This window comes from Microbacterium sp. BWR-S6Y, assembly GCF_041379845.1.
Classification (GTDB): domain Bacteria; phylum Actinomycetota; class Actinomycetes; order Actinomycetales; family Microbacteriaceae; genus Microbacterium; species Microbacterium hydrothermale.
This window is the reverse complement of the sequence record NZ_JBFECV010000005.1, coordinates 257,555-279,580: the sequence shown is the minus strand read 5'-3', so window position 1 is coordinate 279,580 and position 22,026 is coordinate 257,555. Positions and strand designations below refer to the sequence as shown.

The following is a 22,026-nucleotide window of genomic DNA, read 5'->3' as shown; positions in this document are numbered from 1 at the left end:
GGGACATGAGGGCCTCCTGGTTCGTGAAGCGGTTGAACTCAACAGCTCCACTTCACAACCGGAGGCCCTCGCTTTTTAGCTCCTCATAGCCGTGTCGCCGAAACAACGTCCCTGGACATCACATCTAGTTCGTACTAGCGAAGGGATGTCGCGAATGGTCGTTCGCACGTCGTCGTCTCCGTCCACCCCCGCCGAGAGCCTCGAGGCCCTGCGCCGAACCGCGCCGCTCACGCAGTGCATCACGAACGCGGTGGTGACGAACTTCACCGCCAACGCGCTGCTCGCCCTCGGCGCCGCCCCCGCGATGTGCGACATCCCCGGCGAGGCCGGCCTGTTCGCGGGCATCGCGGGCGGAGTGCTGGTGAACCTGGGCACCCCCACCGCCGAGCAGCGGGATGCCGCCCGCGAGGCCGTGGGCGCGGGCACGCCGTGGGTGCTCGATCCGGTCGCCGTCGGCGCCCTGCCGGTCCGCACCGCGCTCGCGAGGGACCTGCTCGCCGCACGTCCGTCGATCATCCGCGGCAACGCCTCCGAGATCCTCGCCCTCGCCGGAGCGGGTGCCGGTGGCCGCGGAGTCGATACCACCGACTCCCCCGACGACGCTCTCGACGCGGCCCGCACCCTGGCCCGCGCGACGGGCGCCACCGTCGCCGTGTCGGGCGAGGTCGACCTCATCGTGGATGCCGACCGCACCGCGCGCGTCACCGGCGGCAGCGTCCTGCTCACCCGGGTCACCGGCGGCGGATGCGCGCTCGGAGCGGCGATGGCGGCCCTCTCCGCGGTGACCACGCCGTTCGACGCGGCGATCACCGCGAGCGCGGTCTGGGCGATCGCGTCGGAGCGGGCGGCATCCGTCTCCCGCGGTCCGGGGTCGTTCGCCGTCGCCTTCCTCGACGAGCTGGCCGCGCTCGAACCGACCGATCTGCGGTCGGTCGACATCCGGACGGAACGAACCAGTGCCGAGGGCGCGGGGACCGCGCGATGAGCCGGGACCTCGCGCTGCACCTGGTCACCGACCACCGCGTGCCCTTCGCGCAACTGCGCGACATCGTCGACGACGCCGTCGCCGCAGGTGTGACCGTGGTGCAGCTGCGCGACAAGGTCGCCACGGGTGGCGAGCTCTTCGCCCGCGCCCTCGACCTGGCCGATGTCGTCGCCGGACGGTGCGCGTTCGTCGTCGACGACCGCCTCGACGTCGTGCTCGCCGCCCGCGACCGCGGAGCGAGGGTCGACGGCATCCATCTGGGTCAGAGCGACCTGCCGGTCGACGTCGCCCGCGCGCTCCTCGGGCCGGACGCCCTGGTCGGGTGGACGGCGAACACGCCCGCCCATCTCGCGGCGGCCGCGTCGCTGTCCGCCGGCACGGTCGACTACCTCGGCGTCGGCGTGATCCGCGCCACCGCCACCAAGCCTGACCACCCGCAACCGCTCGGCGTCGACGGATTCGCAACCCTCGCGGCCTCCACGCCCCTGCCCTGCGTCGCGATCGGCGGGATCGGTGTCGACGACGTCGCCGCTCTGCGACAGGCGGGGGCGGCTGGAGTCGCCGTCGTGTCCGCCGTGTGCGGTGCCGACGATCCCGGCGCCGTCGTCCGTGACCTCCGCTCCGCCTGGGCGGCCGGGGCATGAACGGCCCGGGCACGCGCGGCGGGGACTCGAGCAGCCGAGACACGAGCAGCCAGAGCATGAGCAGCCACGACACGAGCAGCAGAGGCGTCAGCCCGCGCGTGTTGAGCATCGCCGGCACCGACCCCACCGGTGGCGCCGGGGTGCAGGCCGACCTCAAGGCGATCGCCGCGTTCGGCGGGTATGGCATGGCGGTCGTCACGGCCCTCGTCGCCCAGAACACCCTCGGCGTGCGCGAGGTGCACGTGCCGCCGACGGCGTTCCTCGACGCGCAACTGCGCGCGGTCAGCGACGACGTCGAGATCGACGCCGTGAAGATCGGGATGCTGGGCTCCGCGCAGGTCGTGGCGCACGTCGAGGCGTGGCTGGTCGAGGTGCAGCCGCCGATTGTCGTGCTCGATCCGGTGATGGTCGCCACGAGCGGCGACCGCCTGCTCGATCCCGAGGCCGAGGAGGCCGTGCGCGCCCTCTGCCACCGCGCGGATCTCGTCACCCCGAACCTCCCCGAGCTCGCCGTGCTGGTGGCGCAGCCCCGGGCGACGACCTGGGACGCCGCCGTCGCCCAGGCGCAGCTCCTCGCCGCGCGCGCCGACACGACCGTCCTGCTCAAGGGCGGCCACCTCGACGGCGCGCACAGCCCGGATGCCGTCGTCGATGCGAGCGGGGTGCACGCGGTCGCCGGCCGCCGCGTCGACACGCGCCACACGCACGGCACCGGCTGCTCGCTGTCGTCTGCGATGGCGACCCTCGCCGCCCACGGACTGACCTGGTCCGAGGCCCTCGAACGCGCCAAGGCCTGGCTGACGGGCGCCCTCGAGCACGCCGAGGCCCTGCACGTGGGCCGCGGCAACGGCCCCATCGACCACCTGCACGAACTGCGACCGCACATCGACCTCGCCCCGTCGTGGAGCGCCGCCCGATGGGATGCCGCGGCACCGACCCGCGCGCGGGTCGACGCCTGCGCGTTCGTCCGGGGCCTGGCATCCGGCACCCTCCCGCGCGCCGCGTTCACCTGGTACCTCGGTCAGGACCTGCTGTACCTGCGCGAGTACGCCCGCGTGCTCGCACGGGCCGCGGCCCTCGCGCCCACGGTCGCGGAGCAGCGGTTCTGGGCCGCGGCGTCGGTGTCGTGCCTCGCCGAGGAGGCGGCTCTGCACGAGTCGCACGTCGATCCCACGGGGCTGGCACCCGCGGCATCCACCCTCGACTACACCGCCCACCTGCTCGCCGCGTCGGCCGCGGGATCGTACGCGGTGCTCGTGGCGGCGATCCTCCCGTGCTTCGTGCTGTACACCGACATCGGCGCACGACTGCGCGGCACGTTCGACGCCGACCACGCCTACGCCGACTGGCTCACCGCCTACGCGGACGAGGCGTTCGCGGCGTCGTCACGAGAGGCCTCGACGATCGCCGATGCGGCAGCCCGGGCGGCATCCCCCGCCGAGCGCGCCGCGATGGCCACCGCCTATGACCGGTCGATGGCCCTGGAGCTGGAGTTCTTCGAGGCGCCGCTGCGCTGACCTCACCGCGCGCGAGTCGCCATGATCCGTCGCTTCGGACGGGCCGGAGGCGACGATTCCCGGCGACTCGCGCGGCGGTGGAGGATCAGCCGCTCTTGCGGCGGAACTCGCGCTTCGTCACGGCGGCGTGCGTGCCCTGCACGGCGGAGTGACCGTCGAGGTGCGCCTGACCGGACCGCTGCTGACCGTTCTTCTTCGCGAGAGCCTCTTTGAACTTGCGCTTCATCTCGTCGGATGCCGCGGCATCCGAGGTCTCGTCGGAACTCATGCCCCCACCCTAGGCACGCCGACGGACGACGGCCAGCGCTCAGACGTGCCGCACGCGCTGCTGCAGGCGCGTCCGGATGTCGAACAGCTCGGTGCCGCCGACCTCGCGTGCGTCCGTGATGCCGCGGCGCAGCAGAGTGGTCAGCGCACTGCGCGTGACCAGGGCGACGGGGGTACCGCGCACCTTGCCGAGCTCGGTGATCGCGTCGGAGACGTCGTCGTCGGGAAGCACGACGATCGCTCCGCTGAACCGCACTCCGGCGGCGCGAGCCACCACCCGGGCGCGCGAGACGAGCTCGGTCACGGGGGCTCCGATCACGTTCGGGCCGGTGATCTCGCCGCGGCGCACGCCCACCGGACCGCCGAAGTCCTCGCTCAGCATCGCGTAGAGGCCGCTCGGGCCGAGCACGAGATGATCGATCTTCTGCTCCGGGTCGATGCCGTCGCGGTCGGCGAACACGTCGTGCCACACGGTGTACCCCATGCCGAGTTCGGACACCAGACGCGCGGTCTCCTCCTCGGCGAGCGCGTCGGCGAGGATGTGCCGGATCTCGGGCGGCGCCGAGCGCACGAGCGCCGGATCGTACGGGTCGGCGACGTCGACGCCGCGGCCCACCCACTCGCGGATGAGGCCGAGGTAGCGCTCGCGACGCCAGCCCCCGGGCTGCCCGTGCGAGCGAGCGCGCGGGCGCGTATCGGCCGGACGAGAGGGGGCGGATGCCGACGGCGCCCCGCCCCAGTCGTGGGACGCCGCCGCCGTTCCGTGGCCGCGATCGTAGGCGCTGCGCGCCTCGGGCGTTCCGACCAGCTCCCACGCCCGCTGCACCTGCACGAACAGGGCGGCGTCGCCGCCGGTGTCGGGATGGGTCTCGCGCAGGCGCACCCGGTAGGCGCGACGCAGGCCGTCGTCGTCGATGTCGGCCGCGACGCGGAGCACCTCGTATGCCGAGGACGACATGGGACTGTCGAACACGTGCGTCTTCCGTTCCGCCGCGGGGCGCGGCGATTCCAGGCTAGCCGCCGGTGTCTGTACGCCGACCGGAATCAGCCGTGCCTTCGCTGAGGGCGCACAGTCCCCGCGCCGCTCTCGCCCCTACCGTCACCGTCGCCGTCGCCGTCGCCGCCGTCGATCGCCGCGGCGGGCCCACGCGGCGGCGCTGCGGCTCGACAGCGCCAGCAGCACGAGGATGTCGAGCGCCAGGGTGATGAGCGTCGTGCGGATCGTGATGTCGGACGACCCGTCCCACCACGCCGCGAACGACGCGAGGATCGTCAGGGTCGACGAGATCATCACGATCACGCGGGCCGCGTTGCTCCCCCGGAGCACCAGGATGCCGAACACGAGCTGCACCACCGCGACGGTCGCGACGAGCGCGAAGAAGACCGCATCGCTCACGTCGTAGTCGGCGGCCGACGAGGGCACGTCGAGCTCGCCGGTCGCGAGCGCCGCGAGGGAATGCACCCACGGCGGCACGTCGATCACGACCGTGAGGCCCCACGCGAGCGCCGTGACCGCGCGCAGGAGTACGAGCACCCCGCCCGCGAGCGTGGTGACGGGGCGCGGCATCGCGGGATCCGCCGCGATCGGCGCGGCGAGGGGTTCGAACGCCGCCCTCTTGTCCGGATGCCGTTCGTCCGGATGCCGCAGGCTCATTCGCCCTCCCCGTTCCGGCGCGGGCGGGGCGCGGCATCCGCCGTCTCCCCCGACTCCCGGACATCCGCTCCGCGCACGTCGACGATCGGCAGATCGCCGTCGGTCGAGATGCTGTCGCCGCCACCGTTGCGGGCGTGATAGCCCGTGGAGAAGTCGCGGATCACGTCGACGGCGACCCCGGGCAGCGGCTCGAGGGTCGAGACGATGTGGTCGCGTTCGATGTCGGTGTCGGCGTCGATACGGTGCGTCACCTGCAGGGTGAACAGCGACAGCCCCACCGCGCGGTCGAAGGTCCCCGCGGCGAGCCAGTCGACGCGACGCCCGCCGGGCAGCAGCCACCCGTCGGGGCATCTCCACAGGCGCACGTGATGGCGCTGCGCGGGCGAGCCGGCGACCTCCTGCTGGTAGGCGAGGTCCTGCACGCGCCCGAAGAGCAGCAGGGGGCTCACCGGGGCGCGCGGGTAGCTGCGGCGTCGCAGCGTCGAGGTGACGATGCGCCACGACGAGCGCAGCGTGACCGGATCGGCGGGGATCCACCCGGCCCCCGCCATCACCGCCTCGACCTGCTCCCGCTCGCCGAGGAAGGCGAGGTTGACCGGATCGCCCAGCAGCCCGTCGGAGGTGCGCGTGCGGCCCATGAAGTAATCGGGGACGTAGATCGCGGTCAGGATGCGATGCAGGCGGGGCAGCACGAGGTAGGCGAGCAGCAGCCAGAAGGCGACCGCCATGACCACTCCGCCCCAGCCGAGCGAGAACGACTGCGTGAAGCTCAGGTACGCGAGCCAGATCGCGGCGAGACCGGCGAAGACGAAGAAGAACCCGTCGAGGGCTCGACCGAACGACCAGCGGCGCCGCGGCGGGGTCATGGCCGGATCGCTCCCGCCGTCGACCCCGGACCGGTCACCACAGCGCCGGCTCCGGCTCGTACGCGAAGGCCGCGGCCACGCGATCGGCGGGCAGCTCGTCCCATCGGGCGGGCGACCAGCGCGGCGAACGGTCCTTGTCGACGACCTGCGCGCGGATGCCCTCGACGAGGTCGGGCTGCGTGAAGGCGAACCAGAGCACGAGACCGTACTCTTGGGCGAGCGCCGCCCGCAGCGACGGCAGCGCGCGCGCCCGGCGCACGGCCTCGAGCGTCACCGCGAGCGCGGTGGGCGCCGACGCGGCGAGAAGGTCGGCGGTCTCGTGCGCCTCGGGCTCGGGCCGAGCCCGCAGGCGGTCGATGATCGCCGGGACATCGTCGGCGGCGAAGGCGTCGTCGACCCACTCCCGCGCCACCTCGAGCCGCGAGGGCTCCGGGCTCTCATCGAACAGCAGCACCAGCTCGGTCGGGCTCGAGGGGTCGGCGCGGTTCTCGAGCGCTTCGTACAGCGCCTCGAGATGGGCGGTGGGCACCATGTGGTCGGCGAAACCCGCGTACAGCGCGTCAGCGGCATCCATCGTCCCCGCCGTCAGGGCCAGGTACTCGCCGAGCCGGCCCGGAGCCCGGGCGAGCAGCCACGAACCGCCCACGTCGGGGGTGAAGCCGATGCGCGTCTCGGGCATGGCCAGGCGCGAGCGGTCGGTGACGATGCGGATCGCGGCGTGGCCGGCGAGACCGATGCCCCCGCCCATGCAGACGCCGTCGGCGATGGCGATGACGGGCTTGCGCGAGGTGGCGATGCGGTGGTCGAGGGCGTACTCCTCGCGGAAGAAGGCGTGCACCTCGTCGACGCGACCGCCCGTGACCATCTCGTGCAGGGCCCGCACGTCGCCGCCCGCGCAGAACCCGCGCTCCCCGGCGCCGTCGAGCAGGATGACGTCGACGTCGGTGTCGCGTTCCCAGCGGTCGAGCGTGATGTTCAGCGCACGGATCATGTCGAGGTCGAGGGCGTTGATCGCCCGGGGCCGGTTGAGGGTGAGGTGGCCGAGGCCGCGTCGGCCGCCCACGAGGACGCTGTCGTTCTCGGTTCGTTGTGCGTGCACGGTGCCACGTTACACACGCGCCGAGATGCGTTTTCGGCCTCGGATCGGGGAGGATGGACGCAAACGCCCGCCGAACGAGAGGTGTCGGATGCCCGACGGACAGGTGCTGGAGTTCGCCGGACTCACCAAACGCTTCGGAGCGGTCTCGGCGGTCGACGATCTCTCGGCCCGCATCGAGCCGGGTCAGGTCACGGGCTTCCTCGGTCCCAACGGGGCCGGCAAGACGACCTCGCTGCGCATGCTCCTCGGACTCGTCCGCCCCACGTCGGGCAGGGCGACCATCGGGGGCCGGTCCTTCGCCGAGCTCGACTCCCCGCTGCAGACGGTGGGCGCGGCGCTCGAGGCGTCGAGCTTCCACCCCGGCCGTTCTGCCGCGAACCACCTCAAGGTCTACGCGCGCGCGGCGGGCCTGCCCACGTCCCGCATCGACCACGTGCTGGGGCTCGTCGGCCTGGCCGACGTGGCCGGACGCCGCGTCGGCGGCTTCTCCCTCGGCATGCGCCAGCGCCTCGGACTCGCCACGGCCCTGCTCGGCGACCCGGGCGTCCTGGTGCTCGACGAACCGTCGAACGGCCTCGACCCGGAGGGCATCCGCTGGATGCGCTCGCTCCTGCGCCACCTCGCCGAAGAGGGACGCACGGTGCTCATCTCCTCGCACCTGCTCGCCGAGGTGCAGCAGACCGTCGACGCGCTGCTGATCATCTCGCGCGGCCGCCTGGTGTTCCAGGGCGGCATCGAAGACCTCGCCGACCCCGACGAGTACGCGACCGTGGTCGACTCCCCCGACCGCGCGGCGCTGTCGCGACTGCTCGACGAGCGCGGCATCGACTACCAGCTGCTGCGCAACGGCTTCACGATCCGTCACCACGAGCCGGTCGAGATCGGCGCCCTCGCGGCCGACTCCGGCATCGCGCTGTCGAACCTGCAGAGCAAGGGCGCGAGCCTCGAAGACATCTTCCTCGAGCTCGTCAGCGGCGTGCGCGTGCACGCGAGCGCGGGAGGAGCGGCACCGGAAGCGGCCGCCGCCGTGGCCCCGGCGGACGAGCAGACGACGGATGCCGCGACCCCGCCGACACCCGCACCGACGGCGTCCGACGAGGAGCCGGCGTCCACCGCCGCGCCGATGGCCCCGCCCGTCGCCGCGGATCGGGTGGTCGACGAGCCCCGCCCCTCGACGGCCCTCGTCGCCGTGATCGCCCCCGCCGCGACCCGGGGCACCCCCGCCGCGCGGGAGTCGTCGCCCGCGCCCGACGCACGCGACGCCGGCCCGCGCCCCTCGTACGCCGTGGCCTCCACGGGTGTCATCGACATCGTTCCCGGGGGCGCCGTTCCCACGGGCGCCGCGCCCGACGAGGAGCAGCGCGACGAAGAGCCACGCGACGAGGCTCGCCCCGACCACCACGTCCGCGCCGAGCAGGAGGTCTCGCGATGACGCTGCTCGCCGCCACGCGCTCCGAGTACACGAAGCAGTTCACCACCGCCGGGTGGTGGGTGCTGGGCATCGTCCTCATCGTCTACGTCGCCTTCACCGCGGGCGTGCTCGCCTTCGTCTTCGGCGGCGTCGCCTCGGGCCGGCTCACCGGAGCGTCGGGTCCGGCCCTGGCGGCCGAGGGAGTGCCCCCGCTCATCTACAGCTCGGCGTCGGCGGTGGGATACGTCTTCCCCCTCCTCGTGGGAACCCTCATGGTCACCACCGAGTTCCGCCACAAGACGCTGACCCCGACCTTCCTGTCGACCCCTCGGCGCGGCGTCGTGCTGCTGGGCAAGTTCGCCGTCGGCATCCTGGTCGGCGTGCTCTACGGCATCCTGGGCTCCCTCGCCGCGATCGCGACCGGGGCGGGGGTGCTGAGCATCTTCGGCATCGACACCGCGCTGACCTCCTCCGACACCTGGGTGCTCGTGGGCCGGATGCTGCTGGCCTTCGCGCTGTGGGCGGTGGTCGGCATCGGCGTCGGCACGGTCGTGCGCAACCAGGTCGCCGCGATCGTCATCGTCCTCGCCGTGACGCTGTTCATCGAGCCGATCATCCGCACCGTGGGCGGGGTCGTCGAGGGCTTCGGCGAGGTCGTGAAGTGGTTCCCGAGCGCCGCGAGCGACGCCCTCGTCGGGCAGACGATCTTCGGCGCGATGGGAACGGCCGGCGGCGGCACCCTCGAGTGGTGGGCGGGCGGCCTCGTGCTGCTCGGCTACGCGGTGGTGCTGCTCGCGATCGGCCTGCTCACCACCTGGCGACGCGACATCGACTGACCCGGCGGTTTTTGCCGCCGTCGATCGCAGCGGCGAGAATCAATCGTGCTCGATGGACCGGTGATCGCCGAGTGGCTCCCCGTCTCGGTGGGCGCCCTCGTCCTGCTGCTGGTCGCCGCGGGCGTCGCCGGCTGGGTCGACGCCGTGGTCGGCGGGGGCGGGCTGATCCAGCTCCCCGCGCTGGTGATCGGCGTGCCGAGAGACGTCGCGACGCCGTTCATCCTCGGCACCAACAAGCTGTCGTCCTTCTTCGGGACCCTCTCGGCCAGCGGGGTCTACCTCCGCCGCATCCGGGTGCAGCTCGTGCTGCTGATCCCCCTGGTGGCGGGAGCGTACGGGGGCTCGACCGCCGGAGCGGCCCTGTCGCGGTTCGTCCCGCGCGAGGTGCTCACCCCGATCGTGCTGGTGGCCGTCGTGGCCGTGGCGCTGTACACCCTGTTCAAACCGAAGATGGGCCTCGAGCACGCACCGCGCCACGACTCCCGCGCCGCCGTCGCCTGGCGGGCGGGGGCGATCGGTCTGCTGGTCGGGTTCTACGACGGCATCCTGGGGCCCGGCACGGGGTCGTTCTTCGTCATCCTCATCGTGGGCGTGCTGGGCTACGGCTTCCTGCAGGCCAGCGTGAACGCCAAGATCGCGAACCTCACCACCAACCTCGCGGCCCTCGTGGTCTACGGCGTCCACGGCGAGATCCTCCTCGCGCTGGGCCTCGCGATGGCGGTGATGAACATCACCGGCGGGTTCATCGGCGCGCACATGGCCACGCGCCGTGGCAGCGGTTTCGTGCGGATCGTGTTCCTCGTGACCCTGTCGATCCTGATCGTCAAGCTCGCGTGGGACACCGTGGCGCAGTTCGCGGGCTGAGCGGAGCGCCGGTCGCGGCGCTCGCCGCGCATCGCGCGACAGCCAACGGGGTCTCTCAGGCGACGATGTCGGCGACGTCTTCGGGCTCGGATGCCACGTCGAGACGCAGCGCCTTGACCAGGGCCACGCCGTGCTTGGTGGTGAGCACGAGCCGCTCGAACTCGTCGTGACCGGCGAGGTCGACGACCACGCTGGGCTTGCGCCCGCGGATGATGACGAAGTCGTTGCCGCCGGCGGACTTCCAGGTGCCCGCGCCGACCGCCACGGGCAGGTTGATGCCGGGGTTCGGCACTCCGCGGATCCAGGTCCACGCGTCGTCGGTCAACTGCACCCGGTCGATGTGCTCGCGGGGCACGACGATGTTGGTCTTGCGGAACGACAGAGCCCGCTCGGTCGGCGAGAGCACGACCTCGAGCTGCGTCGAATCGAGCAGCAGGGTCACCATGCCTTCCATCCTGCCAGCGTCGCCGCGGGCCGATCCGCCTCCCACCTCACGGGAGCGCAACGATCCGGTCGCGCGAGGGAACGCCGCTCGCAGCCGCCATGCAGCCGCCATGCAGCCGCCGCGCCCGCACCCGCCGTCCCACCCTCGCGGCGGCCCGCATGTCGGAGGTGGGGGATAGCCTGGAGCGATGAGCACGGGCAGCGCTGCGCCGCGAGTCGCACCGGCCCGAGGCACGTCGATCGACGATCTGCTCGCGCGCGTGCGCGCCGGGCACCGGCCCGATGTCGACGAGACCGCGTCGCTCCTGCACGCCGACCTCGACGCCCTCCTCCCGGTGGCCGCGGCCCTGCGCGACGAGGGCCTCGAGAGGGCGGGACGCCCCGGTGTGGTCACCTACTCGCGCAAGGTCTTCGTGCCGCTGACGACCCTCTGCCGCGATCGCTGCCACTACTGCATCTTCGTCGACACCCCCGGGCAGCTCGCGCTGCTGCGCAAGCCCGCCTACATGACCCCCGAGCAGGTGCTCACGGTGGTGCGGCAGGGGCAGGCCCTCGGCTGCAAAGAGGCGCTGCTCACCCTCGGTGACCGGCCGGAGGAGCGCTGGCCCGAGGCCCGCGCGTGGCTCGACGAGCACGGCTTTTCCTCCACGATCGACTACGTCGCCCACATCGCCCGCCTGATCACCTCCGAGACGGGCATGCTCGTCCACGCCAATCCGGGCGTTCTTCATCCCGACGAGCTGGCGGTGCTGCGCCCGGTGTCGCCGTCGATGGGCATGATGCTCGAGACCACCTCCCGGCGCCTCTACGAAGAGCCCGGCCAGGTGCACTTCGGCTCGCCCGACAAAGACCCCGCCCTGCGTCTGAAGGTCATCGACGACGCCGGCGCCGCCGGCGTCCCGTTCACGACCGGCATCCTGGTCGACATCGGCGAGACGGTCCGTGACCGCGCGGAGTCGCTCGTCGCCCTGCGCGAGAGCGCCGAGCGCCACGGGCACGTGCAAGAGGTCATCGTGCAGAACTTCCGCGCGAAGCCCCGCACCGCCATGCAGGGCGCCCCCGACGCCGACATGCGCGAATACCTCGCGGCCGTCGCCGTGGCGCGGCTCGTCCTCGGCCCCGACATGCGCGTGCAGGTTCCGCCCAACCTCTCCGACCCCCGCGAGCTCGGACTGCTGATCGCGGCGGGCATCGACGACTGGGGCGGGGTCTCGCCGCTCACCGCCGACCACGTCAATCCCGAACGCCCCTGGCCGCAGATCGACGATCTCGCCGCGTCCACCGCGGCCCACGGCTACACGCTGCGCGAGCGCCTGACCGCGCACCCCGAATTCGTGAACGCCGCCGAGACCTGGATCGATCCGGCCCTGCACGCGCCCGTCCGCGCCCTCGCGGATGCCGCGGGGCTCGCCGCCGACGTCATCCCGCGCGGTCTTCGGGGCGCCGAGGGCTCCGACCTCACCGACGGTTCCGCGCGCGACGAGAGCTCCCCGCGCCCGACGGCGACCGAGCGGGACCGGGAGCGATCCGCCGCGAACCGCGTCGCCGCCGACCCCGGGGTGCGTCGGCTGGCCGAGCGGGCGGCATCCGATCCCCTGTCCCTCGACGACGCCGACTGGACGCGCCTGCAGCACGCCACGGGTGACGAGCTCGACGACCTCACCGCCGTCGCCGACGACGCCCGCCGCTACACCGTGGGCGAGCCGATCACCCTGGTGCGCAACCGCAACCTCACCTCGACTGGGTTCCGCCGTGCCGGTCGCGCGGCACCGGGAGAGTTCGGTCTCGACGACGCCGCGGCCATCGCGACGGATGCCGTGGACCTCGGGGCGACCGAGATCTGCATCCAGGGCGCGCTCCCCGGCGACGAGGACCCCGGCGGGTATCTCGACCTCGTGCGCGCCGTGAAGAGCGCCGCGCCCGGCCTCCACGTGCACGCCTACCGTCCCCTCGACGTGCGCGACCTCGCCGACCGCGGGGGCCTCGGCCTCGGTGGGGCTCTCGCCGCGATGCACGCGGCCGGGGTCGACACCGTGCCCGGCACCGGCGTGAAGGTGCTCAGCGAGCGGGTGCGCGGTCTCGTCGCCCCGGGCGATCTCGAGATCGACGCGTGGATCGAGACCATCACCGCCGCGCACCTCACAGGCTTCCGGTCGACCTCGGTGCTCTTCTACGGGCACGTCGAGACCGCCGAGGAGCGCGTCACCCATCTGCGCCGTCTGCGCGAGATCCAAGACCGCACGCGCGGCTTCGCCGAGTTCGTGCCGATCCCCCTGCCCGGCGGTGACGTGCCGCTGGTCTCGGGACGCGCACCGGTCGACGAGCACCGGGCGATGGTCGCGGTGTCGCGGCTGCTGCTGTCGGGCAGCATCGCGCACGTGCAGATCCCGTGGACCCGCGTCGGCCGCGAGACCGCGGCGGTGCTGCTGCGATCGGGCGGCGACGACCTCGGCGGCACGCTCTTCGACGGGCGGGTGCTCCCCGACACCGGGATCGAGCAGGGCCTCGAGCTGCCCGTCGCCGCCGCCGAGCGTCTCGCGCGGAGCCTCATGCGCCCGTTCCGGCTGCGCACGACCGATTACCGGGTGACCCACGCCGTGGCGCCGTCCATCGTGACGAGCGGGGGCACGCGCTTCCCACTTACGTCCGACGGATCCCGCACGCCCGACGGAGCGCACTCGTGAGGACCGTCGACGTCGCCATCGTCGGCGCGGGCTTCGCCGGACTCGCCATGGCGGGCGCCCTGCGGCGGGCCGGCCGAGACGACTTCGTCGTGCTGGAGCGCGCCGCCGAGGTGGGTGGCACCTGGCGCGACAACACCTACCCGGGCGTCGCGTGCGACGTGCCCGCCCACCTCTACAGCCTCGCCGCGCACCCCAACCCGCACTGGTCGCGCACGTTCGCCGCGGGCGGCGAGATCCAGCAGTACCTGCGCGACGTCGCCGACCGCGAGGGGCTCGGCGATCGCCTGCGACGGCGTACCCCTCTCCTGGGCGCGCGGTGGGATGCAGAGGGCGCGGTGTGGCACCTCGACACCGGCGCGGAGCCGGTGACGGCCCGCTCCCTCGTGCTCGCCTGCGGGCGCCTGACCGAGCCGCACGTCCCCGCGATCGAGGGGCTCGAGTCGTTCGCGGGTCCCCTGTTCCACTCCGCGCGATGGGACCACGACGTCGACCTCGCCGGTAAGCGCGTCGCCGTCGTGGGCACCGGCGCGAGCGCCGTGCAGCTCGTCCCCGAGCTCGCGCGACGCGCCGCCCACGTCACGCTCTTCCAGCGCACGCCCGCGTGGATCGTCCCGCGCGGGGGCGTCGACATCCCGCGCGCCGAGCGCGAGCGTCTCGCCGCGCATCCGGGCGATCTCGCCCGTCTCCGCGCGGCGCTGTACGCCGAGGGCGAGGAGCGCTTCGCCTCCCGCTCGGGCGACGCCGTGGCATCCGCCGCCGCCCGCGACGTCGCGCTCGCGCACTTGCACGCCCAGGTCGCCGACCCCGCCCTGCGCGAGGCCCTCACCCCCGACTACGCCTTCGGCTGCAAGCGCGTGCTGCTGTCCGACGCGTTCTACCCCGCGGTGGCCTCGGATGCCGTCACCCTCGAGCCCACGGCCCTCGCCTCGGTCGAGGGTTCGGTGCTGACCGCCGCGAGCGGGGAGCGTCATCACGCCGACGTGCTCGTGCTCGCGACCGGCTTCGCGGCGGCGCAGCAGCCCTACGCCGAACTCGTGCGGGGCGAAGACGACACGCTCGCGGCCCACTGGTCCGCCGGAATGACCTCGTTCGGCTCGACGGTCGTCGCCGGCTTCCCCAATCTCTTCGTGCTGAACGGTCCCAACGCGAGCCTCGGACACAACTCCGCCGTGCTCATGGCCGAGGAGCAGGCCGCGTACGTCGTCCGCGCGCTGTGCGAGCGCGATCGGCGGTCCGACCGGGTGCTGCGTGTCCGCCCCGAGGCCGAGGCGGCCTACACCGACGAGATCGCCGAGGCCGCGGCATCCACCCCCTGGCTCACCGGCGGATGCCGCAACTGGTACGTCGACGACCGCTCGGGCCGCCTGACCCTGCTCTGGCCCGGCACGGTGCAGGCGTTCCACGAAAGACTCACCGGTGCCGACGGGTCGGAGTTCGAGCCCGCCCGCGCGCCTGTCACCGGTTCCCTCCCCACCCACCCGCACGGCTAGGAGACAGCGATGACCATTCCCCTGCGTTTCGGTTACAAGGCCTCGAGCGAGCAGTTCGGCCCGAACGAGCTGCTGGAGTTCGGCGTGCTCGCCGAGGAGATGGGCTTCGATTCCGTCTTCCTCTCCGACCACCTGCAGCCCTGGATGCACGACGGCGGGCACGCCCCCAACGCCCTCCCCTGGCTCGGCGCGCTCGGCGCCCGCACCTCGCGCGTCATCATCGGCACGAGCGTGCTCACCCCCACGTTCCGCTACCACCCCGGCGTCATCGCCCAGGTGTTCGCCACCCTCGGCGTCATGTACCCGGGTCGCGTCGTGCTCGGCGTCGGCACCGGAGAGGCGCTCAACGAGGTCACCCTGGGTCTCGACTGGCCCGAGCCCCCCGAGCGCTTCCAGCGCCTGAAAGAGGCGATCACCATCATCAACGAGCTGTGGGCGGGCGAGCGGGTCACCTACGAGGGCACCTATTACTCCGTGAAGGATGCCACCATCTACGACCGCCCCGAGCAGAAGGTGCCGATCTACATCGGTGCCTCGGGTCCCGCCGCCACGCGCCTCGCGGGCCGCATCGCCGAGGGCTACATCACCACCAGCGGCAAGGACCCCGAGCTGTACACCGAGAAGCTGCTGCCGGCGCTCGACGACGGTCTCGGCAAGGCCGGGCGAACCCGCGACGACGTCGACACGCTCATGGAGGTGAAGGTGTCGTATCACCCCGACCACGACACCGCTCTCGAGAAGACGCGCTTCTGGGCTCCCCTCGCCCTCACGGCCGAAGAGAAGATGAGCGTCCACGACCCCGTCGAGATGCAGCGCCTCGCGAACGAGCTGCCGATCGAGCGCGCGGCATCCCGCTTCATCGTCTCGACCGATCCCGACGAGCACGTCGAACGCATCGCCCGGTACGTCGACCTCGGCTTCCGGCACCTCGTCTTCCACGACCCCGGCCACGACCAGGAGCAGTTCCTGCGCATGTACGGCGAGGAGATCCTGCCCCGTCTGCGCAAGCGCTTCGGGTGAGGCGGGGCGGGGTGCGTCACCCGAGTCGGGACCGCAGCACGTTCACCCGCTCAGCGCCACCCCCGTCCGCCGCTGTCGGTGGTTCGACGCACAATGGAGCCGATGAGCATTCCTGAGATCCGCGACGGCTGGTCGATCGTCGTCCCGGTGAAGCCCGCCGCCCTCGGCAAGACGCGCCTGACCGGTGTCTCCGACCGCGAGGCGCTCGCCCGCGCCCTCGCGCTCGACACGATAGCGGCAGCCGCGGCGACCCCGCGTGTCGCGCGCGTGATCGTGGTCACCGACGACGCCGAGATCTCGCGGCTGGTGGAGCAGTGGCCCGCGGTCGACGTCGTGGCCGAGGGCGATGTGCGCGGCCTCGACGCCGCGATCGCGCTCGGCGCCGACGAGGCCGGCCAGGGGGTCCCCCGGGCCGCTCTTCTGGGCGACGTGCCCGCGCTCACCCCGCACGACCTCGACGCCGCCCTCGCCCTCGCCGGCCGCGTGGAGCGGGGCCTGGTCCCGGATGCCGAGGGCACCGGCTCCACCCTCGTCACGGCCCGGCCGGGGGCGGTGTGGGTCTCGGCGTTCGGCGCCGACTCCGCCGCACGGCACCGTCTGCTGGGGTGCGCCGACCTCGCCGTCCCCCGCGACTCGACGCTGCGTCGCGACGTCGACACGGCCGCACAGCTCGCTCAAGCCGTGGCCCTGGGCGTGGGGCCGCGCACGGCCGCGGTGCTCGCGGCAGCGGCGGCCTGACCGGCGCGGTCCGGGCCCGAAGCGTAACCCGCCCCGGGCGTGCGGCCTACCCAGGGCTCCACGCGCCGCCCGAGGCTCCGCGTCATGCCCCACGCCCCCGCCGCCGAACATCACAGAGACACCCACTTCCCGCAGTCCCCCGGTGAGACCCTCCGAGGTGCGCACAATTCTCCGAGCGACCGGGCCGGAGCGCCCTCGCGACGCCCCCGCGAGCACTATCCCGCCCCAGGCCGCTGCGCCCCACGCACTGCAGAAGAACGCGCCCCGGCGCGACGCCCCGGCCGATCTCGCGCAGCCGAGAACCAATTCCGCGAATCGGACAATACCCAGTGTGAGCACGCACGACGGCGACATCATCGTTCGGTCCCTGACACACGGGGCCGCGTTCGCCGACCTCTACGACCGACATCAGCGCGTCGTGCACCGCTACATCGGTCGACGGCTCGGCACGGCTTTCGCCGAGGACATCACCTCCGAGACGTTCCTCGTCGCCTTCGCGCGACGCGCATCGTTCACCGGCGGTCTCGATGCTCGCCCGTGGCTGCTCGGCATCGCGACCGTGCTCATGCAGAAGCACGCCAGGCTCGAGGCCCGCGCGTGGCGCGGCATGCTCGCCGCGGACATCGCCCGCGTCCACATCGATGACATCGAAACCGCCGACGAACGGATGGATGCCGACGGCCTCGCGCCGCATCTCGGCGCCGCGCTCGCGGACCTCTCGCGCGGCGACCGCGATGTGCTGCTCCTGCACACCTTCGGCGAACTCGACTACGCCGGGATCGCCGAGGCCCTCGGCATCCCTCTCGGGACCGTCCGCTCGCGCTTGAGCCGCGCGCGGCGGAAGGTCCGCGCTGCAATCGCCCCGCACGTCAGTCCGGCCCCCGGCCGAGAAAGAGAGCACCACCGTGGATGAGATCTCGCTGCTGAACCGCGTTCGGGCCGACGTTCCCGAGCGCATCCCCGACGATGTGATCCGTGGTCGCGCGGCGCTACTGCGCGCGATCGAGGCACCCGCCGCCGCGCCGGCTCGACGTCCGCGCCGCCCGTGGATCTGGGTCGGCTCCGCGGTCGCTGCGACCTGTGCCCTCACCGGGGTGTTCGTGTTCGGTGGGGTCCTCAGCGGCCCGGGCGGTGCCGATCCCGCCGCGGCGGCGGTTCTGGGCTCGGCCGCCACGGCCGCGCGGAGCGTGGTCGACCCGGTCGTCGGTCCGGGACAGTACCTCGAGGTTCGCACGGACGCCGTCTACGCCGCGATGGGAACGACCGAGGCCGACGCCGAGGCTGCCCGACGCGAGAACGACGGCAACCTCCGAGATGGCGATCTGACGACGTTCCTCGAGCGAGATCTGCGAGTCCTGTGGGTACCGGCCGACCGATCCGCCGACTGGATCGAGGTGCGGTGCGCGCGCGTTCCCGTCCAAACGTTCGGACCCCGCTCCGAGACGTTTGCCGCCGAGGCAGGAGGCGTCGCAGACGACGCGCGCCAGGTGTTTCCGGGAGGAGAGACCGAAACCGGGTACTCCATCGCGATGCTCGACGCCGACACCGCCGCCGACCTCCCCCGCGATCCCCAGCAGCTGCTCGAGAAGATCTACCGCGACAACGGCGACGCCGGCCCCTCGCGCGACGGCGAGGCGCTCGTGTGGATCGCCGACCGATTGCGTTCCGGGACCGTCCCGGCCGATCTGCGCTCGGTGTTCTACGACACCGCCGCGCTTATCCCCGGCGTCACGATCACTGAGAAGCAGGCGACCCTCAACGGCCGCACGGGCACCGCGATCGGCCGCGACGAGGGCACGAACGGCTTCCGTCAGGACATCATTATCGATCCCGACACGGGCGCCTTCATCGGCGAGCGCCAGGTGCTGCTGGCGCCGGTGGCCGACATGCCCGCGGGCACCGCCACCGGCTCCACGTCGGTAACCACGACCGTCGTCGACGCGGTGCCCGAGGGGACGAGTCTGTGCGCGGGGTGATCGGCACAGGCCCTGCCGACCTGGCGCTGCCGCCCACTCAGGTGGTCATCCTGACGGGTGAATCGGACGCGCCCGTGCCCGTGTCCGTGCGCCGCGAGCGGGGCTAGCCCTGTGACGGTCTCGGAGATGCGCAACAGATCTGGACGAGACGCCCCGCGGCATTCGAGTCCGTTGCGCATCTCCGATGCTGCGCGCACCGCCGAGCGCTAAGCGCCCACAACCTCGAATAAACACTCATTTCTCGGAGTTCCCCGGCGACATCTTCCGAGGTTCGCGCGACTCTCTGAGCAAACGCGCACCGCCGGGAACGTACGTCTCCGAGGCCGATGGCCACGACGGACGCCGGAACCTCAGGCCCCCAGCGCCGCCTCGGCGATCGCCGCCGACGCCTCCTCGTCGCGCATCCACAGCGGCGCGACGACGGCGTGGATCCCCGCGGCCTCGACCGCGGGCGCGGCGGCGGCGTCTTCCTCGGCGAGCACCCACGCGTCCAGTACCCCATCCGCCGACCGCGCGCCGTAGTGCCGTGCGACGGCCGCGGCCGACGTCTCGACCCCGATCGCCGTCAGGCACACGTCGGCCATTCCGCGCACGACCCGCCCGCCGATGATGGGCGAGACGCCGACCACCCGCGCGGAGGTGGCGCGCAGGGCCTCACGCACGCCGGGCACCGCGAGGATCGGACCGATCGACACGACCGGATTCGACGGCCCCAGCAGCACCACGTCGGCCTCCGCGATGGCATCCGTCACTCCGGGTGCGGGCGCGGCATCCGCGATCCCGGGGTTCTCGAAGGCGCGCGGGGGCAGCTGCGCGCGGTGCCGCGTCCACCACTCCTGGAAGTGCAGGCGCCGCCCGTCCTCCAGCAGCACGTGCGTGTCGACCTCGCTGTCGGTCATGGGCAGGAGACGGATGCCGAGCGGCCAGCGTTCGGCCATCCTGCCGAGCACGTCGGTCGGGGTGAGGCCCTCGCGCAGCCAGCCGGTGCGCGCGAGGTGGGTGCCGAGGTCGAGGTCGCCGAGGGTGAACCACGGCCAGCCGGCGCCCCACGCCTGCAGTTCCTCGTTCACGCGCTCGGTGTCGCCCGCGCGACCCCACCCGCGCACGGTGTCGTTCACCCCGGCGAGCGCGTAGGTGATCGAGTCGACGTCGGGCTGGAGACGCACGCCCGAGAGCCACAGGTCGTCGCCCGTGTTGACGACGACGGTCGCCTCGGGAGCGCCGAGCCGGCGCAGCGCCGCGCGCACGCCGAGCGTGAACTTCGACCCCCCGACTCCACCGGCGAGGACGACGACACGGGGCTGGGGAGGGAGCATCGCTCCAGTGTCCCATCCCCCGGTCACCTCGCGGATGGGGTCTCTCCGGACGATCGCGATCGCGTCGGCGTCACTCGCAGCGCAGGCTCGCGGTGACCGTCGCGGGATAGCGTGTGGCGTCGTCGGGCGACGCGACGATACCGTCCTCGGGATTCCATCCCTCGACGACCGCCGCCTCACCGTCACTGGAGGCGACCGACACGGCATCCCCGCCGACGGTGAGGTCGATGTCGTCGGATTCGAAAGAGACCAGCACATCGTCTGCGCCGACCCCGACCGACCCGCGGGCTCCCTCGTCGACGTTCGCGCGGAAGGAGAACGTCCCCTGGGGTGTGACCTGCACGGACGTGCCGCGGGCGCCGGTGTCGTCGCACTCGACGACGTCGGGGGTCATCGTGACCGTCCGTTCCCCTTCGGGTCCCATCCAGGTGACGGTGATGCTGGAGGGCGACGTGGCCGGCGCGCAACCGGTCAGGACGAACCCCGTAGCGATCATCCCGACGGCGATGAGACGGCCCCTCACCGCCCCCACGCTCCCGCGCGACGGCGGTCGAAGTCGCCAAAGCGCCGAACGGCATCGTGTGCACGGTCCCCGGCCGTCGCGGCGACGCGTCGCAGAACGCGGAGATGCTCAAGCGCCTCAGGCGCCAGCCAGAAACTCGATCCCGTCATCCCCCGCCCCCGGTTCGACCGAATCAAGGGCATTCGGGGATGTCAGCACCGAGCCCGGACTACTGCGCCAGCAGCGTCGGATCCAGCGCCTCCGCGGCCGCCTTCGCCGCGACCGGGAGCGCCTCGAGCACGCGCTCGAGGGCGACGTCGTCGTGGGCGGCGGTGAGGAACCACGCCTCGAACACGCTCGGCGGCAGCGAGACCCCGGCATCCAGCATCGCGTGGAAGAACGGGGCGTAGCGGTACGACTGCTGCGTCAGCGCGGTGGCGTAGTCGCGGGGGACCTCGGGCAGGAAGGCGACGCCGAACAGCGACCCCGCGCGCGGCACCGCGTGCACCACGCCCTCGGCGGTCAGGGCTTCGTCGAGCGCGTCGGCGATGCGGGATGCCGAGGCGTCGACCGCGGCGTAGACCTCGGGCGTCGCCAGCCGCAGCGTCGCGAGGCCCGCGGCGACCGACAGCGGGTTCCCCGACAGCGTGCCGGCCTGGTACACCGGGCCCAGCGGGGCGAGGTGGTCCATGACCTCGGCGCGGCCGGCGAGGGCGGCCAGCGGCATCCCTCCGCCGATGACCTTGCCGTACGTGAGGATGTCGGGCAGGTAGCGCTCGCCCTGCGAGGCCTGCAGGCCCCAGAAGCCCGCGGGGTGCACGCGGAAGCCGGTGAGCACCTCGTCCATGATGAGCAGCGCGCCGTGACTGTGCGCGATGTCGGCGAGGGCGGCGTTGAAGCCGGGCAGCGGCGGGACGACGCCCATGTTCGCCGAGGCCGCCTCGACGATGATCGCGGCGATGTTCTCGCCGTGCACGGAGAACGCCTCGCGCACCGCGTCGAGGTCGTTGTAGGGCAGCACGAGGGTCTGCGCCGCGATCGGTGCGGGCACGCCCGCCGATCCGGGCAGGGCGAGGGTCGCAACGCCCGAGCCCGCGGCGGCCAGCAGTCCGTCCGAGTGCCCGTGGTAGTGCCCCGCGAACTTGATCAGCAGGTCGCGACCGGTGACGCCGCGCGCGAGACGGATCGCCGTCATGGTCGCCTCGGTGCCGGTGGAGACCAGACGCACCTTCTCGATCGGCTTCAGATCGCCGACTTGCACGCGCTGCGCGACGAGGTCGGCGAGCTCGACCTCGGCTCCCGTGGGCGCACCGAACGACAGACCCCGGGATGCCGCGGATTGCACCGCACCGACCACCTCGGGGTGCGCGTGGCCGAGGAGCGCCGGACCCCACGACGCGACGAGGTCGACGTACTCGCGACCCGCGGCGTCGGTGATCCGCGGACCCGAGGCCGACTGCACGAACCGCGGGGTGCCGCCGACGGAGCCGTACGCGCGCACGGGGGAGTTCACGCCGCCCGGGATGACATCCTTCGCGCGGGCGAACCACTGGTCGTTGAGATCGGTCATGGGTTGCTCATCCTCTCGATGTGCACAACGCAGGAAATGCGGGGGCGTGCCGGCGCCGCGGGGTGTGCAGGGTCAATCTTTCCGGAGTTGTGCGCCTCGGGGCCGCGAACGGCGGTGGGAATCTCCTGCGTCGTGTCCGACGG

General features: G+C 72.8%; 21 protein-coding genes. 12 read left to right on the top strand and 9 right to left on the bottom strand.

Annotation, left to right across the window (positions count from 1 at the left end):
• The first annotated feature begins 154 nt into the window (after positions 1-154).
• The 3 genes from thiM to thiD are packed head-to-tail and all read left to right on the top strand — an operon-like array spanning position 155 to position 3,146.
• Positions 155-985, top strand: coding sequence for a hydroxyethylthiazole kinase (thiM, locus tag AB1K56_RS13030; RefSeq protein WP_371205994.1), 831 nt, complete (start codon positions 155-157; stop codon positions 983-985).
• Positions 982-1,629 (top strand): thiamine phosphate synthase, encoded by a 648-nt coding sequence (gene thiE, locus AB1K56_RS13025; RefSeq protein ID WP_371205993.1) that lies wholly within the window; start codon positions 982-984, stop codon positions 1,627-1,629. The genes thiM and thiE overlap by 4 nt, the downstream gene beginning before the upstream one ends.
• A gap of 56 nt (positions 1,630-1,685) precedes the next feature.
• The gene (gene thiD, locus AB1K56_RS13020; protein ID WP_371205992.1) at positions 1,686-3,146 is read left to right on the top strand and encodes a bifunctional hydroxymethylpyrimidine kinase/phosphomethylpyrimidine kinase; all 1,461 of its coding nucleotides are present in this window, start codon (positions 1,686-1,688) and stop codon (positions 3,144-3,146) included.
• An 85-nt stretch (positions 3,147-3,231) separates the two neighbouring features.
• Here the strand turns inward: thiD and AB1K56_RS13015 are convergent, their stop codons facing one another.
• The 5 genes from AB1K56_RS13015 to AB1K56_RS12995 form a co-directional block, all read right to left on the bottom strand.
• Positions 3,232-3,414 carry a DUF5302 domain-containing protein gene (locus tag AB1K56_RS13015; RefSeq protein WP_371205991.1) on the bottom strand — a complete coding sequence of 61 codons (183 nt, stop codon included), beginning with the start codon at positions 3,412-3,414 and terminating at the stop codon, positions 3,232-3,234.
• Between the two features lie 39 nt (positions 3,415-3,453).
• The gene (locus AB1K56_RS13010; protein WP_371205990.1) at positions 3,454-4,386 is read right to left on the bottom strand and encodes a DnaJ domain-containing protein; all 933 of its coding nucleotides are present in this window, start codon (positions 4,384-4,386) and stop codon (positions 3,454-3,456) included.
• Positions 4,387-4,512: 126 nt separating this feature from the next.
• Positions 4,513-5,067 carry a hypothetical protein gene (locus AB1K56_RS13005; RefSeq protein WP_371205989.1) on the bottom strand — a complete coding sequence of 185 codons (555 nt, stop codon included), beginning with the start codon at positions 5,065-5,067 and terminating at the stop codon, positions 4,513-4,515.
• On the bottom strand, positions 5,064-5,933 hold the full coding sequence (locus AB1K56_RS13000) for an LssY C-terminal domain-containing protein (protein ID WP_371205988.1): 870 nt from the start codon (positions 5,931-5,933) through the stop codon (positions 5,064-5,066). The genes AB1K56_RS13005 and AB1K56_RS13000 overlap by 4 nt, the downstream gene beginning before the upstream one ends.
• A 34-nt stretch (positions 5,934-5,967) precedes the next feature.
• Entirely contained in the window at positions 5,968-7,032 is a 1,065-nt protein-coding gene (locus AB1K56_RS12995; RefSeq protein WP_371205987.1) for an enoyl-CoA hydratase/isomerase family protein, read from the bottom strand.
• An 88-nt stretch (positions 7,033-7,120) separates the two neighbouring features.
• Here AB1K56_RS12995 and AB1K56_RS12990 point away from each other — a divergent pair, with 88 nt between their 5' ends.
• From AB1K56_RS12990 to AB1K56_RS12980, 3 genes are read left to right on the top strand one after another with little or no spacing between them, the layout of a single operon-like run.
• A complete protein-coding gene (locus AB1K56_RS12990; protein ID WP_371205986.1) occupies positions 7,121-8,464 on the top strand; it encodes an ABC transporter ATP-binding protein in 1,344 nt (447 codons plus the stop codon).
• Positions 8,461-9,279 (top strand): ABC transporter permease, encoded by an 819-nt coding sequence (locus AB1K56_RS12985; RefSeq protein WP_371205985.1) that lies wholly within the window; start codon positions 8,461-8,463, stop codon positions 9,277-9,279. Before AB1K56_RS12990 ends, AB1K56_RS12985 begins: the two co-directional genes overlap by 4 nt.
• Positions 9,280-9,324: 45 nt before the next feature.
• Positions 9,325-10,143 carry a TSUP family transporter gene (locus tag AB1K56_RS12980; protein WP_371205984.1) on the top strand — a complete coding sequence of 273 codons (819 nt, stop codon included), beginning with the start codon at positions 9,325-9,327 and terminating at the stop codon, positions 10,141-10,143.
• A 55-nt stretch (positions 10,144-10,198) separates the two neighbouring features.
• Here the strand turns inward: AB1K56_RS12980 and AB1K56_RS12975 are convergent, their stop codons facing one another.
• Positions 10,199-10,588 carry a hypothetical protein gene (locus AB1K56_RS12975; RefSeq protein ID WP_136588100.1) on the bottom strand — a complete coding sequence of 130 codons (390 nt, stop codon included), beginning with the start codon at positions 10,586-10,588 and terminating at the stop codon, positions 10,199-10,201.
• A 187-nt stretch (positions 10,589-10,775) separates the two neighbouring features.
• On the opposite strand from AB1K56_RS12975, the gene cofG reads away from it, so the two are divergent.
• The 6 genes from cofG (at position 10,776) to AB1K56_RS12945 (ending at position 18,495) form a co-directional block, all read left to right on the top strand.
• The gene (cofG, locus tag AB1K56_RS12970; RefSeq protein WP_371205983.1) at positions 10,776-13,271 is read left to right on the top strand and encodes a 7,8-didemethyl-8-hydroxy-5-deazariboflavin synthase CofG; all 2,496 of its coding nucleotides are present in this window, start codon (positions 10,776-10,778) and stop codon (positions 13,269-13,271) included.
• Entirely contained in the window at positions 13,268-14,761 is a 1,494-nt protein-coding gene (locus AB1K56_RS12965; protein ID WP_371205982.1) for a flavin-containing monooxygenase, read from the top strand. The genes cofG and AB1K56_RS12965 overlap by 4 nt, the downstream gene beginning before the upstream one ends.
• A 9-nt stretch (positions 14,762-14,770) precedes the next feature.
• On the top strand, positions 14,771-15,781 hold the full coding sequence (fgd, locus tag AB1K56_RS12960; RefSeq protein WP_136588078.1) for a glucose-6-phosphate dehydrogenase (coenzyme-F420): 1,011 nt from the start codon (positions 14,771-14,773) through the stop codon (positions 15,779-15,781).
• 102 nt (positions 15,782-15,883) lie between these two features.
• Complete coding sequence (gene cofC, locus AB1K56_RS12955; RefSeq protein ID WP_371205981.1) at positions 15,884-16,519, top strand: 2-phospho-L-lactate guanylyltransferase; 636 nt, start codon at positions 15,884-15,886, stop codon at positions 16,517-16,519.
• A gap of 331 nt (positions 16,520-16,850) precedes the next feature.
• Positions 16,851-17,432 carry an RNA polymerase sigma factor gene (locus AB1K56_RS12950; protein ID WP_371205980.1) on the top strand — a complete coding sequence of 194 codons (582 nt, stop codon included), beginning with the start codon at positions 16,851-16,853 and terminating at the stop codon, positions 17,430-17,432.
• Positions 17,425-18,495 (top strand): CU044_5270 family protein, encoded by a 1,071-nt coding sequence (locus AB1K56_RS12945; RefSeq protein WP_371205979.1) that lies wholly within the window; start codon positions 17,425-17,427, stop codon positions 18,493-18,495. Before AB1K56_RS12950 ends, AB1K56_RS12945 begins: the two co-directional genes overlap by 8 nt.
• A 350-nt stretch (positions 18,496-18,845) precedes the next feature.
• On the opposite strand, the gene cofD is transcribed toward AB1K56_RS12945, so the two are convergent.
• The 3 genes from cofD to hemL form a co-directional block, all read right to left on the bottom strand.
• Positions 18,846-19,811 (bottom strand): 2-phospho-L-lactate transferase, encoded by a 966-nt coding sequence (gene cofD, locus AB1K56_RS12940; protein ID WP_371205978.1) that lies wholly within the window; start codon positions 19,809-19,811, stop codon positions 18,846-18,848.
• Positions 19,812-19,881: 70 nt separating this feature from the next.
• The gene (locus AB1K56_RS12935; protein WP_371205977.1) at positions 19,882-20,334 is read right to left on the bottom strand and encodes a hypothetical protein; all 453 of its coding nucleotides are present in this window, start codon (positions 20,332-20,334) and stop codon (positions 19,882-19,884) included.
• A gap of 208 nt (positions 20,335-20,542) precedes the next feature.
• Positions 20,543-21,883, bottom strand: a complete 1,341-nt coding sequence (hemL, locus tag AB1K56_RS12930) for a glutamate-1-semialdehyde 2,1-aminomutase (protein WP_264632062.1) — start codon at positions 21,881-21,883, stop codon at positions 20,543-20,545.
• Positions 21,884-22,026: the final 143 nt, after the last annotated feature.

Coding starts and splice junctions, on each gene's coding strand:
- thiM (WP_371205994.1), top strand. CDS start 155: ATGGTCGTTCGCACGTCGTCGTCTCCGTCCACCCCCGCCGAGAGCCTC.
- cofD (WP_371205978.1), bottom strand. CDS start 19,811: ATGCTCCCTCCCCAGCCCCGTGTCGTCGTCCTCGCCGGTGGAGTCGGG.
- AB1K56_RS13005 (WP_371205989.1), bottom strand. CDS start 5,067: ATGAGCCTGCGGCATCCGGACGAACGGCATCCGGACAAGAGGGCGGCG.
- AB1K56_RS13000 (WP_371205988.1), bottom strand. CDS start 5,933: ATGACCCCGCCGCGGCGCCGCTGGTCGTTCGGTCGAGCCCTCGACGGG.
- thiD (WP_371205992.1), top strand. CDS start 1,686: ATGAGCAGCCACGACACGAGCAGCAGAGGCGTCAGCCCGCGCGTGTTG.
- thiE (WP_371205993.1), top strand. CDS start 982: ATGAGCCGGGACCTCGCGCTGCACCTGGTCACCGACCACCGCGTGCCC.
- cofG (WP_371205983.1), top strand. CDS start 10,776: ATGAGCACGGGCAGCGCTGCGCCGCGAGTCGCACCGGCCCGAGGCACG.
- AB1K56_RS12985 (WP_371205985.1), top strand. CDS start 8,461: ATGACGCTGCTCGCCGCCACGCGCTCCGAGTACACGAAGCAGTTCACC.
- hemL (WP_264632062.1), bottom strand. CDS start 21,883: ATGACCGATCTCAACGACCAGTGGTTCGCCCGCGCGAAGGATGTCATC.
- AB1K56_RS13015 (WP_371205991.1), bottom strand. CDS start 3,414: ATGAGTTCCGACGAGACCTCGGATGCCGCGGCATCCGACGAGATGAAG.
- fgd (WP_136588078.1), top strand. CDS start 14,771: ATGACCATTCCCCTGCGTTTCGGTTACAAGGCCTCGAGCGAGCAGTTC.
- cofC (WP_371205981.1), top strand. CDS start 15,884: ATGAGCATTCCTGAGATCCGCGACGGCTGGTCGATCGTCGTCCCGGTG.
- AB1K56_RS12990 (WP_371205986.1), top strand. CDS start 7,121: ATGCCCGACGGACAGGTGCTGGAGTTCGCCGGACTCACCAAACGCTTC.
- AB1K56_RS12975 (WP_136588100.1), bottom strand. CDS start 10,588: ATGGTGACCCTGCTGCTCGATTCGACGCAGCTCGAGGTCGTGCTCTCG.